Origin of the sequence: Cryobacterium sp. TMS1-20-1, from assembly GCF_004402355.1 — a bacterium.
Taxonomy (GTDB): Bacteria; Actinomycetota; Actinomycetes; order Actinomycetales; family Microbacteriaceae; genus Cryobacterium; species Cryobacterium levicorallinum.
Map to the genome: position 1 here is coordinate 1 of NZ_SOGF01000010.1, position 13,628 is coordinate 13,628.

The following is a 13,628-nucleotide window of genomic DNA, read 5'->3' on the forward strand; positions in this document are numbered from 1 at the left end:
AGCATTGAATAGCTTGTCTAGATAACAACTATTTTAGCTGGTCAGAGGGGCATTCTCGGTTTAACGCGCCGTCAAAACCTCAAGGTCAACCGGTGGATTCAGGCTTAGGGGAGTGGATACACTGTTCGAGTGAAGGTGCTGGAGGGATTTCATCCAGCGGACCGGGCATTTTTTGCCCGCGAGGTGCTCGAGCTCGCACCCGAAGTTCTCGGCTGCATCCTGCAACGCACGGATGACGATGGCACTGTGGCCATTCGAATAACCGAGGTCGAGGCGTATGCCGGTGAACGCGACCCCGGCGCGCACTCCTATCGGGGTATGACCAATCGGAATAAGACCATGTTCGGTCCCGCCGGGCACCTTTACTGCTACTTCACCTACGGAATGCACCACGCGGTGAACCTCGTCGCCGGACAACCAGCCCAGCCCTACGGTTGTCTCATTAGAGCCGGAGACGTGCTCGAAGGAGCCGATATTGCTCGCAGTCGCCGAGAAATCAAGCCACGAAAGGTTCCCCTGCTCGATCGGAGTTTGGCGCGAGGTCCTGGTTGCGTCGCGCAAAGCTTTGGGGCATCTCTGGCCGACGATGGCGATGATCTTTTCGGCGGACAGTGGACATTTTTCGTACCCGATGACGGGGCGTTCGTCCCGCATCTGACCGGACCACGCGTGGGTGTCAGCGGGCCCGGCGGCAGTGCGACGGACTTCCCCTGGCGATTTTGGCTAGCGGATGCCCCGTCGGTCTCGGCCTACAAACCGGGCCGCTCGTAATCTGGCTCAGGATCATCCTCCGGGCGGGTACCAGACGTGATCAATGTCGAGCGTGGCTCTGCAATTCAGGGGCCGACATCACTCGCGCGAGTCGTCTGCTGCTATTTGGCGGCGAGCAACCGTTCCACGCGGGGCTTAACCTCGGTGGCGAGCAGGGTGATGGACTCGAGCAGGTGTTCCTGGGGGAGTCCGCCGTGGTCGCCCTGCAAAAAGTGCCGCATGTGGCCGAGGTGCCGGTGCAGGTCGACGATGCGTTCGGCGACGTCGTCCGGGTCGCCGATGAAATAGGCATTGGGGGCGTCGACCTGGGCCAGGTAGGAACCTCGTTGCGGCGCTGGCCAGCCGCGCAGCCGACCCATCTCCACGTTGAGGTTGACCCAGCCCGGATACATCCGCTCCACCGCTTCCTTCTTGGTCGGAGCTACCAGGCCGAAGGTGGCGACCGAGACTTTGATGTTGTCGCCGGTGTGGCCGGCTTGCGCCGCCGACTGCCGGTAGAGTTTGGCGAGCGGCGCGAACCGGTGCGGCTGCCCGCCGATGATGGCGTAGGCGAGCGGGAGGCCGAGGCGCCCGGCCCGGGCCGACGACGGTGCGCTGCCGCCGGTGGCGATCCAGATGGGCAGGGAGCCCTGCACTGGACGCGGCACGACGTCGAGCTGGGGGATCGAGGGACGCGCGGTTCCCGACCAGGTCACGTTCTCCGTGGCGCTGTTGTTGAGCGTGAGCAGCAGGTCGAGCTTCTGGGCGTAGAGCTCGTCATAGTCGTTCAATTCGTAGCCGAACAGCGGAAAGGTCTCGACCGAGGAGCCGCGGCCGGCCGTGATCTCGATGCGGCCGCCGCCGGAGATGGCGTCTGCTGTGGCGAACTGCTGGAACACCCGCACCGGGTCATCCGTTCCAATAATGCTGGCGGCGCTGCCGAGTTTGATCCGAGTCGTCGCCGCAGCAGCCGCGGCGATGATCGCGCCGGGTGATGAGGCGGGCATGGAAACGGTGTGGTGTTCACCGATGCCGAAATAGTCCAACCCCGCCTGGTCGGCGTGCACGATGGCGTCGAACAGGTTCTTGATCGCCTCCGCGGTGGAACGCGAGCTGCCGTCGGGGCCCCGTTGAGTGTCACCGAAGCTGTAGGCGCCGATTTCCAAGGTGTTCTCCATTGTGTGAGTGGCTTAGGCAGCGACCGCGAGCGGACGGGCCTTCTGAATGAGGGCGCGAAGCTGGTTCGCGGTGTGACTGCCGGTGAAGATCTCGGTGGCCGGCTCAAACGAGCGGCCGGCGGCGAGGGGGCCGGCATCGATCGCGTCGTCGACCGGTGCCCAATAGTTCATCGCGTCGATAACGATTCGGCCGGCGAGGTCGCCCGGGTTGAGCGTGCGGTACTTGTGCAGTGGAATCGCGAGTACCACCAGATCGGATGCCGCGGCCTGGCTTGATCCCACCGCCACCGCCCCGGGGGTCACAATGTCGACCAGCAGCGCGTTGTCCGCCGCGGGCTGCGCGGTCGCGATGCGAACCTGGTAACCGGCTTTCAGGGCCTGCCGAGCCAGGGCTGTTCCGACCCGTCCGGCGCCCAGAATGCCGATGGTGGTGGTGTGCTGACTGCTCCTGGCACTTTGACTGCTTCTGGCACTTTGACTGCTTCTGGCACTTTGACTGCTCATAGCGCTGCTCCCGTCGAAATATGATGCTTTACAGATCATATGACGCTAAGAATATCTATGCAACCGCATGGTTTGGGATAGGATCGCTTTCATGACTTCCGAATCGATTCTGCCGGCCACCGTGCCGGGAGATCTGGGGTGGAACCTCGCGATGGTTTTGCGCGGCTATCAGCGGCAGCTGGAGACCGCTGTCGAGGGGCTGCCCGGGGGAGTGCGCTGCTATCAGGTGCTGTCGACCGTCATTCACCGAGACCTGCCGTCGCAGCAGGCCATCGGGGCGCACCTCGCCATCGATCGCACGGTCTTGACCTACCTGCTCGACGGCATGGTGGACGCCAAGCTGGTGGAACGCATTCCCGACCCCACCGATCGTCGAGCCCGAAAGATTCGGGCCACAACAGAGGGCTTGAGCGTGCTCACCCGGTACGAGACGCGCGTTGCCGCTGTGGAAGCCAGCATCCTCTCCGGAATGGACGACGATGACGCCCACCGGCTGGCCGGGCTGCTCGGCGCGCTGGCCACGAGCGTGCACCGCGCCGATCCAACGGCGAGCCCCTGCGCGGCCGCCGAGTCGCTCGCACAGTAACAGGCCCAGCCCGGTTAGTTTGTCGGCTGGATCAGCCATTTGGAGTGCACCTGCACGCTGGCGTCCTCGTAGCCGAGGTGCTCGTAAAACCCCAAAACCACGTCGTTGCCCGAACGCTCCGAGCACCGTGGAGGTGTCGCCGTCGGCTCGGTACACCTAGTCCTCGAAGCTGTTCACCATCGCGAAAGCTGCACGTTCCAGATAATCCCAGAGGATGCCCTGCTGCAGCGGTGGCAGGTTGGCCGCGTCCACGGCGACTTTCATGTGGCCCAGCCACCGGTCGCGGGCATCCGGATTGACCTTGAACGGTTGGTGCCGCTGGCGCAGACGCGGGTGACCGCGCTGCTCGCTGTAAGTGCCTGGACCGCCCCAGAACTGCTCGAGGAACATGACCAGCCGGTGTTCGGCCGGGCCGAGATCCTCTTCGGGATACATCGGCTTCAGCACCGGGTCGGTCGCAACGCCCACGTAGAAATCGTGCACGAGCCTTTCGAAGAATGGCGTTCCACCGACCTCGTCGAAGAACGTCGACACCGCGGCAGGGCCGTTCTCGCCATCGCGCAGGTGCACGCCGGCGGGGGTGGCGGGCTGATCGGTCGGGTGTCGTTCAGAGGTCATTCGGTGCAGCTTTCTCTTCGGTACGGGTCAGTCAATGCCGTCGCCGCGAACTTCGGGGTCTGGTGCCTTCATCGGAGCCGGCACGTCTTTGGGCTTGGCCTTGCGCGGCCCGCGGGGCTTCCGCACCGCGACCGGGCCGGTGCGCACGCCGGCTACGACGTCGGGCACGGCTGCCGCGGCCTCTTCGGCCGCGTCCAGGGCACCCTCGACCGGTTCAACGGTCGAGCCGTCGATGGTGCCGTCGCCGGTGGTCATGACGACGCTGTTGAGCGGGGTCAGCGGAACGCCCATGCCGTCCAGGGCCTTCTTCATGTGCAGGCGCAGGTCGCGGGCGAAGTCCCACTTGGCTGAGACCCGGGTCTTGACCACAAGCCGGGTGACGAGGGCTTCGGCGCTGATCGACTCGAGGCCCCAGATCTCCGGCTTTTCGAGGATATAGGCGCGCCACTTGCGGCTCGAGGCAAGGGCACTGGCGACGCGCAGCAGCTCGTCCTGCACGGCCTCCACGTCGGAACTGTAGGGGATGGCGAGGTCGATGATGACGCGGGCCCAGCCCTGCGACATGTTGCCGACCCGCAGAATCTCACCGTTGCGCACGAACCAGAGCGTGCCGTCGACATCGCGCACCTGAGTAATGCGAATTCCGACCGTTTCGACGACACCGGATGCGAATCCCACGTCGACGATGTCGCCAACGCCGATCTGATCCTCCACCACCATGAACAAGCCGTTGAGGATGTCTTTGACGATGTTTTGAGCACCGAAACCGAGGCCGGCGCCGATCGCCGCGGTGAGCAGCGCGAAGGAGCCGAGGATGTCTTTGTTCAGGGTGGTGACGATGAGCAGCAGTGCGGTGATCAGAATGAACACGTTGACGATGTTCGCCAGCACGGCGCCGAGTGTGCGCGAGCGCTGCACGACGCGCACGGCAGCCAGGGGGGAGACGTTCAGCGCCTGGGTGTCGTCGACCTTCTGGTTCTTCTTGACGCCAGAGACGATCTGTTGCACGACCCGGCGAATCACGAATTGCAGGGCCCAGCGCAGTGCGAAGGCGACGACGATAATTGCCGCAATGGCGAAAATCTTTCCGACGTAATCGGTCCACGGAATATCAGCGATGGAGGTGGCGAGGTTGGCCCAGAAAGTTTCCCAGTTCATATCCAAGCCAGTCTACCGAGGGGCCTCGGCGGTACCCGGGAGGTAGCCCCGGTCGCTGGTGACCGATCACCCACGCGGCCAGCGCAACCCGGTGCAGAGAACGCAGGCAGCGGCATCCTCTCGATTAGCTGTGAACGCGTCGGCGCACGCGAAAACCCCGCGACCTGGCTGGTCGCGGGGTTCGCAGTGCTCGGTGGTGCTAACTATTCGGCGTCGCGAGCCTGTACCCGGAGCGAACGCTCGACTCCGGCCAGGTTTTCGACCACGAGGCGGCGCAGAGCGGCCGGCTCTGGGTTGGCGTCGAGCCAGGTCTTCGTCGCGTCGGCGAGGGCCTGGTTGTTCAGCGGTGCCGGGTAGAGACCGATCACGAGCTTTTCGCCGATCGAGAAGCTGCGCGCCTCCCACACTCGCTGCAGCATCTCGAAGTAGGTCGGGACGAACGGCTCGAGCAGGCCTGAGTCGTTCACCCGCAGGAACCCGGCGGCGGTCGTGCGCACGATGGTCGTCGCAGCCGTGTCAACATCGATCAGCGACGACCAGGCGGCGAGCTTACCCTCCGCAGTGGGCAGGGCGGCCCGGGCCAGGGCAGCCGACTGTGCGCCGGTCGCCGTGTTGTCGGCCGCGAGGGCCGCGTCGATCTCAGCGGCGTCGGCGCGGCCACCGGCCACGAGGGCGGTGAGCAGCTCCCAGGCCAGGTCGGTGTCGACGGTCAGACCATCGAGCACGGTGCCGCCCGAACGCAGCGCCGCCACGTTCTCAAGCTGCGCGGGGGTGGCTGCGACGGAGGCGAAGAACTTCACGAACTGGAACTGGGCATCGCTTCCCGCCGCCGCGCCCTGTGCGAGCGCCCAGAGTGCATCGGCGACCTCGGTTGTGACGGCTTCGCGGTACGGCTGCGCCACGTAGTAGCTCGCGGTGAGCACGACCTGGCCAAGCACGGTGCGCAGCGTGGTCGACTCGGTTTCGGTGGCGACATTGTTCAGCACCAGGCGCACGAAGTCGCGGGCCGTGGTTTCGGCGTCGCGGGTGGCGTCCCAGACCGAACCCCAGACCAGGGCGCGGGCGAGCGGGCTCTCAATGGCCGAGAGGTGCTCGAGCGCGACGGCCTCCGAAACCGGGTCGAGGCGCACCTTGGCGTAGCTGAGGTCGTCGTCGTTGAGCAGAATCAGGTCTGGGCGTTTCTGGCCGACGAGAGCAGGGACATCCGTTGTCGAACCGTCAACGTCAAGCTCGACGCGATGCGTGCGCACGAGCTTCTGCGCGTCGTTGAAGGTGTAGAAACCGATCGCGAGGCGGTGCGGGCGAATCGTGGGGTAGTCGGCGGCCGCAGTCTGCAGCACAGTGAAGCCGGTGATCGTGCCCGTCTCGTCCGCGGCGATCTCTGGGCGCAGGGTGTTGACGCCGGCGGTCTCGAGCCAGAGCTGGGCCCAGCCGCTGAGGTCGCGGCCGCTGGCAGCCTCGAGCTCGACCAGCAGGTCGCGTAGCTCGGTGTTGCCCCACTGGTGCTTCTGAAAGTAGGAGCCGACGCCGGTGAAGAACGCATCGATGCCGACCCAGGCGGCGAGCTGCTTGAGTACAGAGCCACCCTTGGCGTAGGTGATGCCGTCAAAGTTGACGAGCACATCATCGAGGTCGCGAATTGTGGCAACGACCGGGTGGGTCGAGGGAAGCTGGTCCTGCTTGTAGGCCCAGCTCTTCTCCATCACGGCGAAGGTTGTCCAGGCTTCATGCCACTCGGTGGCCTCGGCAGTGGCGATCGTCGACGCCCACTCGGCGAAGCTCTCGTTGAGCCAGAGGTCGTTCCACCAGGTCATGGTGACGAGGTCGCCGAACCACATGTGGGCGAGCTCGTGCAAAATGGTGACGACCCGGCGTTCCTTGATGGCGTCGGTCACCTTGGAACGAAAGATGTACGTTTCGGTGAAGGTGACCGCGCCGGCGTTCTCCATGGCGCCGGCGTTGAACTCCGGCACGAAAAGCTGGTCGTACTTGTCGAAGGGGTAGGCGTAGCCGAACTTCTCCTCGTAGTAGGCGAAGCCCTGGCGGGTTTTCTCGAGGATGTAGTCGGCGTCGAGATATTCGCTGAGGCTCTTGCGGCTGAACACACCGAGCGGGATGGTACGTCCGTCGCTCGAAACGAGTTCGCCGCGCACGACGGCGTATGGGCCGGCGATGAGGGCGGTGATGTAGCTCGAGATCACGTGGGTCGGTGCGAACGCCCACGTGCTGGCACCGTTGCCGGCGTCGGTCGGTTCGGGGGTGGTGGAGTTGGAAACAACCTGCCACTTGCTCGGCGCGGTGACGGTGAAAGCGAATTTCGCTTTCAGGTCGGGCTGCTCGAACACGGCGAAGACGCGGCGAGAGTCGGGTACCTCGAACTGGCTGTAGAGATAGACCTCGTTATCGACCGGGTCGACGAAGCGGTGCAGTCCCTCTCCGGTGTTGGTGTACAGCGCGTCGGCGACGACGATGAGCTCGTTTTCGGCCTGCAGATCATCCAACTGAATGCGGATGCCGTCACTCACGACGGCCGGGTCGAGCGCCGCGCCGTTGAGGGTGACCGAATGCACCGTGGAAGTAATGGCATCGATGAAGGTCGAGGCGCCGGGGGTCGCAATAAAGCGCACCGTGGTGGTGCTGCCAAAGGTGGTTGGACCGGTAGTGAGATCGAGCACGACGTCGTAGCTCGCGACGGTCACGAGCGCGGCGCGCTCCTGGGCTTCGATGCGGGTGAGATTTTCTCCAGGCAACTTGGTTCTCCAATTCGGTTCACGATTGTGAGGCTTTGGCGCTCGTGGCGCCATTGCACCCCTTAAGCCTAACCATGACTGGTTGCCGCGCTGGCTAAGGCGTGGCTCTGCTCATTCTGGTGAGAGTGAGCAAAAGATCTGCAGGTTCGGCGGCAACTTGCCACGGTCTGTCGGTGCCGGTCGGTGCCGGTCGGTGCCGGTCAGTGGGTTTCGTCGGTATGGTCAGATGCGCCCGGGGCGTCGGCGGGTGGCTTGACCGTGACTGGCGGGGTGCTACCGCTCGCCCTGAAGGAGGCGAATTGGCGCGTCATTACGGCCGCCGCACCGTGCAGTGGAACGTAGCTGCCGCCGTTCGGCCCGTCGCCTGGCTCCTGATCGGGCTGCCAGCGCTCATTTTCGCCGCTGCTTGTGCCCAGGAGCCGCCGGGTCAGGGCCGCACCCGCCGACAACAAATCGTCGAGGGCGACCTGCAAATCGTCGTCGTCAACGGGTTCGGACCGGAGCGCGGCGCGCAACACGGCACGGCGGATGAGTTCCTTCGCGAAGGACCCGGTCACGCCCTCGGAACGTACGGCCGCCGCGTCGAGGGCGGCCGCGGTGAAGGGCAAGGTGCCTGCGTAGCGGCGGAACAGCCGCTCGCGTTCCGCCAGCGCGGGCAATGGCACCTCGACGGCGAGGTCGACCCGGCCGGGCCGTTCGGCGAGGGCACGCTCGAGCACCTCGACCCGGTTGGTGGTCATGACGAAGGCCACATCGGCGTCACCGTCGAGTCCGTCGAGAGCGTCGAGCACCTCGAACAGCAGCGGCTGTGGCGTGGCGTGGCGCTGCATCGCGACCAGGTCGATGTCCTCAAGGACGACGATTGACGGCGCAAACGTGCGTGCGATCTCAGCTGCGGCTGCGATGTGCACGATGCTGGACCCGGTGAGCAGTACGGCCGTGATGCCCGGTGTTTCGCTCAGCAGGTGGCGCACGGTGAGCGTCTTACCGGTGCCGGGAGGGCCGTAGAGCAGTACTCCGCGCTTCAGGTGCTGGCCGGCGGCGAGCAGGGCCTGGCGTTGCTCACCAATTCCGATGACGTGGTCGGAAATGGTGCCGAGGATTCCCTCCGGCAGCACGATCGCCGCAGCGGGCACGACGGGGCGTTCCAGAAAGGTGATTCCGGCGCCGGACCCGTATTCGGTTTGCACGAATGAGAGCACCTGCCCGCGCAGCACGCTGTGCTCGATCATGAGCTCGCGCAGGTGAGCCAGAAACGCGGTCACGATCTCCGGCGCGACCGCCATGATTTCGAGTTCGGCGGTGTTTCGCCCGAATTGCGGGTTCGCGGCGCGCTGCAGCACAGCGATCGGCTGGCCCGCAAAGCGGATGAGCCGCACGCCGAAGGAGACCACCTGACGGGTCGACGTCGGACCGGTCGCCCTGGCCGAGTAGTCCACCGGACCGGGGGCAAACCCCTGGAACGGGCTGGCCACGAGCTCGGAGAGGGTGGAGTGAAACCGCTGCTGGCCGCCGGATACACCGAGCAATTCATCAGGGTCGGGGCCGCTGAGGCTGGTCAGGGCGATATCGGCATCCACCAGTCGATGATCGGCGAGGGTCTCAGACACGGCCGGCAAGGTCGACGCGTTCGCGCCGAGGTGCTCGGTGACCTTTTCGCCGAGCGGTGACAGCGCGGACCGGCCGCGGTCATCCGCGTTGGCGACGACGCGGTCCATGAACTGTTTGAAGGAACGTACGACGTCTCGGTCGAAAGTGTCCTCGGTCATGAATAAGTCCTTTCGATCGGGTAGCTAGCTAGCTGGACTGGGCGATGACTGCCTCGGCGACGGCCACCGCGTCGGTGCGGGACTCGACCTGGTACGCCGACTGGCCGAGCGAGAAGATCACGGTGCAAAACGACGACGTATCGGCGCTGATCTGCATGGCGTGCTCACCCTCGACCGCGCCCTCCGGGGCGACGGGCGGCAGGGCGGCCTGGCCGTCTGCGGTGACGAACACCGCGGCCACGTTATCGAGGGTGGCAATGTCGTCACAGGTGTAGGCGCTCGCCGTCGCTGTCGTCGGTGCGATCGTCGCTGGCGATTCTGACAGTTCTGCCGGGGACTGAGCGGTGCATCCGCTGAGCGCCACGATGGCGAGAAGAACGGTCGGTGCGATGCGACCACGGCGTAACATTCGGTCAGCCTAGCAGCGGGCATTTTGCCGCATGAACTGTGCTTTCCTTGTTATCCCGTGACCAAACAGAGAGCATACCTGAATGGATCCCATAATGGTCTGCTCGGCAAATGAGCCGACAAATAGCGGTGCGCCTGCCCGACGAATTAGTGGAATACCTTGACCAGGCGGTGGGTGAAGGGCGGGAAAGTAGCCGTGCTTCCGTGATCACTCGAGCTCTCGAACGAGAACGGCGACGCGAACTCGCCCTGCGCGACGTGCGCATTCTGACCGACCGTTTCGCTAAAGCCGACGATCTGGACGAACTCGCCAGCTTTGGCGCGAGTATTCCGTCTGACCTCGCCTAACGATGCGGGCAATTCACATAGCGCACCTCGACAGGGCCCGGCCGGTCCTCGTTCTAACGCGCGAACTCGTGCGCCCCCACCTCGCCCGCGTTACCGTCGCACCGATCACCAGTACCGTGCGGGGTCTGTCGACCGAAGTCCCGGTAGGCCCCGCGAACGGCCTCGACCAGGACTGCGCGGTGAGCTGTGACAATGTCGTGACCATTCCGGTCGCCAGCCTCGGTCGCCAGATTGGCTTTCTGCTGCCCCAACAAGAGGTGCGGCTGAGTGCCGCCATCGCCGCGGCATTCGACCTCGACTGACTACCAGGCGCCCGGTTGGTAGTCCTTGAGAAAGACGCCGTAGAGGTCTTCGCCGGCCTCGCCGCGCACGATCGGGTCGTACACCCTGGCCGCGCCATCAACCAGGTCAAGCGGGGCATGAAAGCCTTCCTCGGCCAGGCGCACCTTGGTCGGGTGCGGACGCTCATCGGTGATCCAACCGGTATCGACGCTCGTCATGAGGATGCCGTCTTCGAGCATCTCCTTCGCGCTGGTGCGGGTGAGCATGTTCAGTGCGGCCTTGGCCATGTTGGTGTGCGGGTGGCCCGGTCCTTTATACCCGCGACCGAACACGCCCTCCATCGCCGACACGTTCACGATGTACGTTCGGCGGGCAGCGGATGCCGTGAGCGAGGCCCGCAGACGGCTCACCAACAAGAATGGTGCGGTGGTGTTGCACAGCTGCACCTCGAGCATCTCGAGCGGGTCCACGTCTTCGACGTTCGCGGTCCAGCTGTTCCGCGAGTGCAGGTCGGGAACGAGTCCGCCGGCGTCGATCGCGGTGCCAGCGGCGAGTCGCTCAAGCGACGAGGACCCCGCCGCGAGGGCCAGCCGGGTGAGGTCATCCGCTGTGAGGGCGCCGGCACAGGACGCGGCCGCGAGCAGCGGGTGACCGGAGACCGACGCGGCCAGGGCGAGCGGATGCGCATCGTTGGTGTGCCCGAATGACACGATCTCGGGCAGCGGGCCGTCTGGCAGAGGAGATTCCTCGGCCTCGACGAGCGGGGAGTACGAGCCGCGCGAGCGGCGCACGGTCTGCGCTGCGTTGTTGATGAGAATGTCGAGCGGACCCTGGGCCGCAACCGAATCGGCCAGCGCGATCACCTGGGCCGGGTCACGCAAATCGATACCGACGATGCGCAGGCGATGCAGCCAATCCTTCGAATCGTCCATCGCGGCGAAGCGGCGAACGGCATCGCGCGGAAACCGGGTGGTGACGGTGGTGTGAGCGCCGTCACGCAGCAGGCGCAGCGCGATGTACATGCCGATTTTGGCGCGGCCGCCGGTGAGCAGCGCCCGCTTGCCACTGAGATCGGTGCGAGCGTCGCGCTTGGCGTGACCGGAGAGGGCGCAGCTCGGGCAGAGCTGGTGGTAGAACGCGTCGACCACGGTGTACTTCTGCTTGCAGATATAGCAGGCGCGCGGAACGAGCAGCTCGCCGGCCGTCGCCGCGCTGGTGCCGAGGGAGAGCTGGGCGCCTCGGGTTTCGTCGTCGATGCGGGTCGGCGCGCCGGTCGCTGTGGCGGCGATGACGCTGCGATCGGCGTCGGCGATGACCGCGCGTTTCTCCAAACGCCTGGACATCTTGACCGACTTGAACATCTTGGCGGTCGCCTGGCGCACGGTGACGAAGTCGGCGCTGTCCGGGTCCACGTCGCGCAGCGAGGCGAGCACCCGCAGGGTCACTTCGAGGTCGTGCGGGTCGATTCCGGCGAATTCGGGGGCCGCCGCGCTCGATTCGGCTGCGCTCGCGTCGGTGGGCGCAGTGGTGGGGGGCGCGGTGGTCATCCGCGAATTCTACGCGGGCCGACTGTGAGCATCCGTTCAACCGACGACAAACGGGCGTGCGCGACCGAAACCGCCCACGCCCGCCGGCAACTACTGAACTAGACCTGGGCCGGTTCCTGAATGGGAATGGCGATGGTCGGCGGCTCGTAGGTGTGGTCGAACGGCATCTGGTCAGTGTCGAGCAGCGGGTTGTCGTCCTGCGTCTTCACCAGTTCGTGCGCTTCCTCGTCGGTGTTCACACTTGGCATGGAGCCCGGCAGCGGGCGGTTGGCTGATTCGCGCAGGAAGAAGATGGCGATCGCCCCGATGAACGAGGTGGCCATCAGGTAGAGCGCCGGCATCATGTCATTGCCGGTGCCCACTGCGAGCGCCGCGATGATGAACGGCGTGGTTCCGCCAAAAATGGCTACGGCGAAGTTGTACGAGATACCCATGGCGCCGTACCGGCTCGCCGTCGGGAACAGGGCCGGCAGGGCCGAGGCGAGGTTCGAGACGTAGAACGTGACCGGGAACGCAATGAGGGCGAGGCCGAGCAGGGTCGACCAGATGTCGCCGATGCCGATCAGCAGGAACGCCGGGTAGGCCAGCACCACCGTGCTGATGGCTCCGATCCACAGCACCGGGCGCCGTCCGATTCGGTCAGACAGGCGGCCGGCCAGCGGGATGCACAGCGCCATGATCACGAGAATCGGAATGGTCAGCGCCGTTCCGTGCAGCTCGTCATAGCCCTTGTTCTCGGTGAGATAGGTGGGCATACAGGAGGTGAGCGCGTAGCCGACCGTGTTCGCCGCGGCGACCAGGATCATGGCGATGATGATGTTGCGCCAGTAGGCCTTGAAGATCTGGATCGGGCCCTTAGGGGTTTCGGCAGTGGCCCCCACTGGGTTCTTCTGGGCGGCTTCCTGGGCGTCGAGGGTGGCCTGAAACGCGGGCGACTCGTCGATCTTCATACGGAAGTAGATGGCGACCAGGCCGAGCGGCCCGGCAATGAGGAACGGGATGCGCCAGCCCCAATCCTCCATGACCGACTGACCGAGTGTGAGCTGCAGCACCGAGACGAGCGAGGCTCCGATGGCGAAGCCGAGGTAGCTGCCCATGTCGAGAAAGCTGGCAAAATAGCCGCGCTGCTTGTCGGGTGCGTGCTCGCTGACGAAGGTCGTCGCACCGGCGTACTCGCCGCCGGTGGAGAACCCCTGCACGAGCTTGACGAACACGAGCAGCACCGCCGCCCAGACGCCGATCTGCGCGTAGCCGGGCAGCAGGCCGACCGCGAAGGTCGAGGCGGCCATCAGAATCAGTGTGGTGGCGAGCACCTTCTGGCGACCGATCCGGTCGCCGAGCCAGCCGAAGAACACGCCGCCGAGCGGTCGGGCGAAGAACGTCGCGGCGAAGGTGCCGAGCAGAAACAGGGTTTGAACGGATGCGTCGGCCTCTGGCAGGAAGACGGGCCCCATTGTGGTGATGAGGTATCCGAAGATACCGACGTCGTACCATTCCATGGTGTTTCCCACGATGGTGCCGCCGAGGGCGCGCTTCATAATGGGCTTGTCGACGACGTTGACGTCGGATACTGAGATGCGGCGGCGCAGGAGAGCCTTTTTGGGCTTCACCGCGGCGGCGGCGGCGCTCGTGGCGCCGGAATTCGCGTTGGGCGTGCTTGGGTCAATGGGCATGTTAATTTCTCCCGGGGAGATATTGTGCTTGCGACGTAGAGCTGTACTGCATAGTGC

Annotated in this window: 13 protein-coding genes; 4 read left to right on the forward strand and 9 right to left on the reverse strand. The window is 65.2% G+C overall.

Going from position 1 to position 13,628, the window contains the following annotated elements; translation table 11 throughout:
* Positions 1 to 129 precede the first annotated feature (129 nt).
* Positions 130 to 771 (forward strand): DNA-3-methyladenine glycosylase, encoded by a 642-nt coding sequence (locus E3O45_RS01130; protein ID WP_134441187.1) that lies wholly within the window; start codon positions 130 to 132, stop codon positions 769 to 771.
* A gap of 101 nt (positions 772 to 872) precedes the next feature.
* On the opposite strand, the gene E3O45_RS01135 is transcribed toward E3O45_RS01130, so the two are convergent.
* Positions 873 to 1,928, reverse strand: coding sequence for an LLM class flavin-dependent oxidoreductase (locus E3O45_RS01135; protein ID WP_134441188.1), 1,056 nt, complete (start codon positions 1,926 to 1,928; stop codon positions 873 to 875).
* 12 nt (positions 1,929 to 1,940) lie between these two features.
* Positions 1,941 to 2,432, reverse strand: a complete 492-nt coding sequence (locus tag E3O45_RS01140; RefSeq protein WP_134441189.1) for an NAD(P)-binding domain-containing protein — start codon at positions 2,430 to 2,432, stop codon at positions 1,941 to 1,943.
* Between the two features lie 91 nt (positions 2,433 to 2,523).
* Here E3O45_RS01140 and E3O45_RS01145 point away from each other — a divergent pair, with 91 nt between their 5' ends.
* Positions 2,524 to 3,018, forward strand: coding sequence for a MarR family winged helix-turn-helix transcriptional regulator (locus E3O45_RS01145; protein ID WP_166789355.1), 495 nt, complete (start codon positions 2,524 to 2,526; stop codon positions 3,016 to 3,018).
* Between the two features lie 156 nt (positions 3,019 to 3,174).
* On the opposite strand, the gene E3O45_RS01150 is transcribed toward E3O45_RS01145, so the two are convergent.
* From E3O45_RS01150 to E3O45_RS01170, 5 genes are all read right to left on the reverse strand, one after another.
* On the reverse strand, positions 3,175 to 3,636 hold the full coding sequence (locus E3O45_RS01150) for a globin (protein ID WP_134441191.1): 462 nt from the start codon (positions 3,634 to 3,636) through the stop codon (positions 3,175 to 3,177).
* Between the two features lie 27 nt (positions 3,637 to 3,663).
* Positions 3,664 to 4,794, reverse strand: coding sequence for a mechanosensitive ion channel family protein (locus E3O45_RS01155; protein ID WP_134441192.1), 1,131 nt, complete (start codon positions 4,792 to 4,794; stop codon positions 3,664 to 3,666).
* Between the two features lie 203 nt (positions 4,795 to 4,997).
* Positions 4,998 to 7,544, reverse strand: a complete 2,547-nt coding sequence (gene pepN / locus E3O45_RS01160; protein WP_134441193.1) for an aminopeptidase N — start codon at positions 7,542 to 7,544, stop codon at positions 4,998 to 5,000.
* A gap of 200 nt (positions 7,545 to 7,744) precedes the next feature.
* Positions 7,745 to 9,313, reverse strand: a complete 1,569-nt coding sequence (locus tag E3O45_RS01165) for an AAA family ATPase (RefSeq protein ID WP_134441194.1) — start codon at positions 9,311 to 9,313, stop codon at positions 7,745 to 7,747.
* 28 nt (positions 9,314 to 9,341) lie between these two features.
* Positions 9,342 to 9,722, reverse strand: coding sequence for a hypothetical protein (locus E3O45_RS01170; RefSeq protein ID WP_134441195.1), 381 nt, complete (start codon positions 9,720 to 9,722; stop codon positions 9,342 to 9,344).
* A gap of 110 nt (positions 9,723 to 9,832) precedes the next feature.
* Between E3O45_RS01170 and E3O45_RS01175 the strand changes: the two genes are divergently transcribed.
* The gene (locus E3O45_RS01175) at positions 9,833 to 10,069 is read left to right on the forward strand and encodes a YlcI/YnfO family protein (RefSeq protein ID WP_134441196.1); all 237 of its coding nucleotides are present in this window, start codon (positions 9,833 to 9,835) and stop codon (positions 10,067 to 10,069) included.
* A gap of 2 nt (positions 10,070 to 10,071) precedes the next feature.
* Entirely contained in the window at positions 10,072 to 10,371 is a 300-nt protein-coding gene (locus E3O45_RS01180; RefSeq protein WP_134441197.1) for a type II toxin-antitoxin system PemK/MazF family toxin, read from the forward strand.
* Here E3O45_RS01180 and E3O45_RS01185 read toward each other — a convergent pair whose 3' ends face one another.
* On the reverse strand, positions 10,372 to 11,898 hold the full coding sequence (locus E3O45_RS01185; RefSeq protein ID WP_134441198.1) for an SDR family oxidoreductase: 1,527 nt from the start codon (positions 11,896 to 11,898) through the stop codon (positions 10,372 to 10,374). It lies immediately after the preceding gene.
* Between the two features lie 98 nt (positions 11,899 to 11,996).
* Entirely contained in the window at positions 11,997 to 13,571 is a 1,575-nt protein-coding gene (locus tag E3O45_RS01190; protein WP_134441199.1) for an MFS transporter, read from the reverse strand.
* Positions 13,572 to 13,628 lie beyond the last annotated feature (57 nt).

Excerpts from the sequence above, each read along its gene's own strand:
- E3O45_RS01175 (WP_134441196.1), top strand. The coding sequence starts at position 9,833 with ATGAGCCGACAAATAGCGGTGCGCCTGCCCGACGAATTAGTGGAATAC.
- E3O45_RS01135 (WP_134441188.1), bottom strand. The coding sequence starts at position 1,928 with ATGGAGAACACCTTGGAAATCGGCGCCTACAGCTTCGGTGACACTCAA.
- E3O45_RS01190 (WP_134441199.1), bottom strand. The coding sequence starts at position 13,571 with ATGCCCATTGACCCAAGCACGCCCAACGCGAATTCCGGCGCCACGAGC.
- E3O45_RS01170 (WP_134441195.1), bottom strand. The coding sequence starts at position 9,722 with ATGTTACGCCGTGGTCGCATCGCACCGACCGTTCTTCTCGCCATCGTG.
- E3O45_RS01140 (WP_134441189.1), bottom strand. The coding sequence starts at position 2,432 with ATGAGCAGTCAAAGTGCCAGAAGCAGTCAAAGTGCCAGAAGCAGTCAA.
- E3O45_RS01145 (WP_166789355.1), top strand. The coding sequence starts at position 2,524 with ATGACTTCCGAATCGATTCTGCCGGCCACCGTGCCGGGAGATCTGGGG.
- E3O45_RS01155 (WP_134441192.1), bottom strand. The coding sequence starts at position 4,794 with ATGAACTGGGAAACTTTCTGGGCCAACCTCGCCACCTCCATCGCTGAT.
- E3O45_RS01185 (WP_134441198.1), bottom strand. The coding sequence starts at position 11,898 with ATGACCACCGCGCCCCCCACCACTGCGCCCACCGACGCGAGCGCAGCC.
- E3O45_RS01180 (WP_134441197.1), top strand. The coding sequence starts at position 10,072 with ATGCGGGCAATTCACATAGCGCACCTCGACAGGGCCCGGCCGGTCCTC.
- E3O45_RS01150 (WP_134441191.1), bottom strand. The coding sequence starts at position 3,636 with ATGACCTCTGAACGACACCCGACCGATCAGCCCGCCACCCCCGCCGGC.
- E3O45_RS01165 (WP_134441194.1), bottom strand. The coding sequence starts at position 9,313 with ATGACCGAGGACACTTTCGACCGAGACGTCGTACGTTCCTTCAAACAG.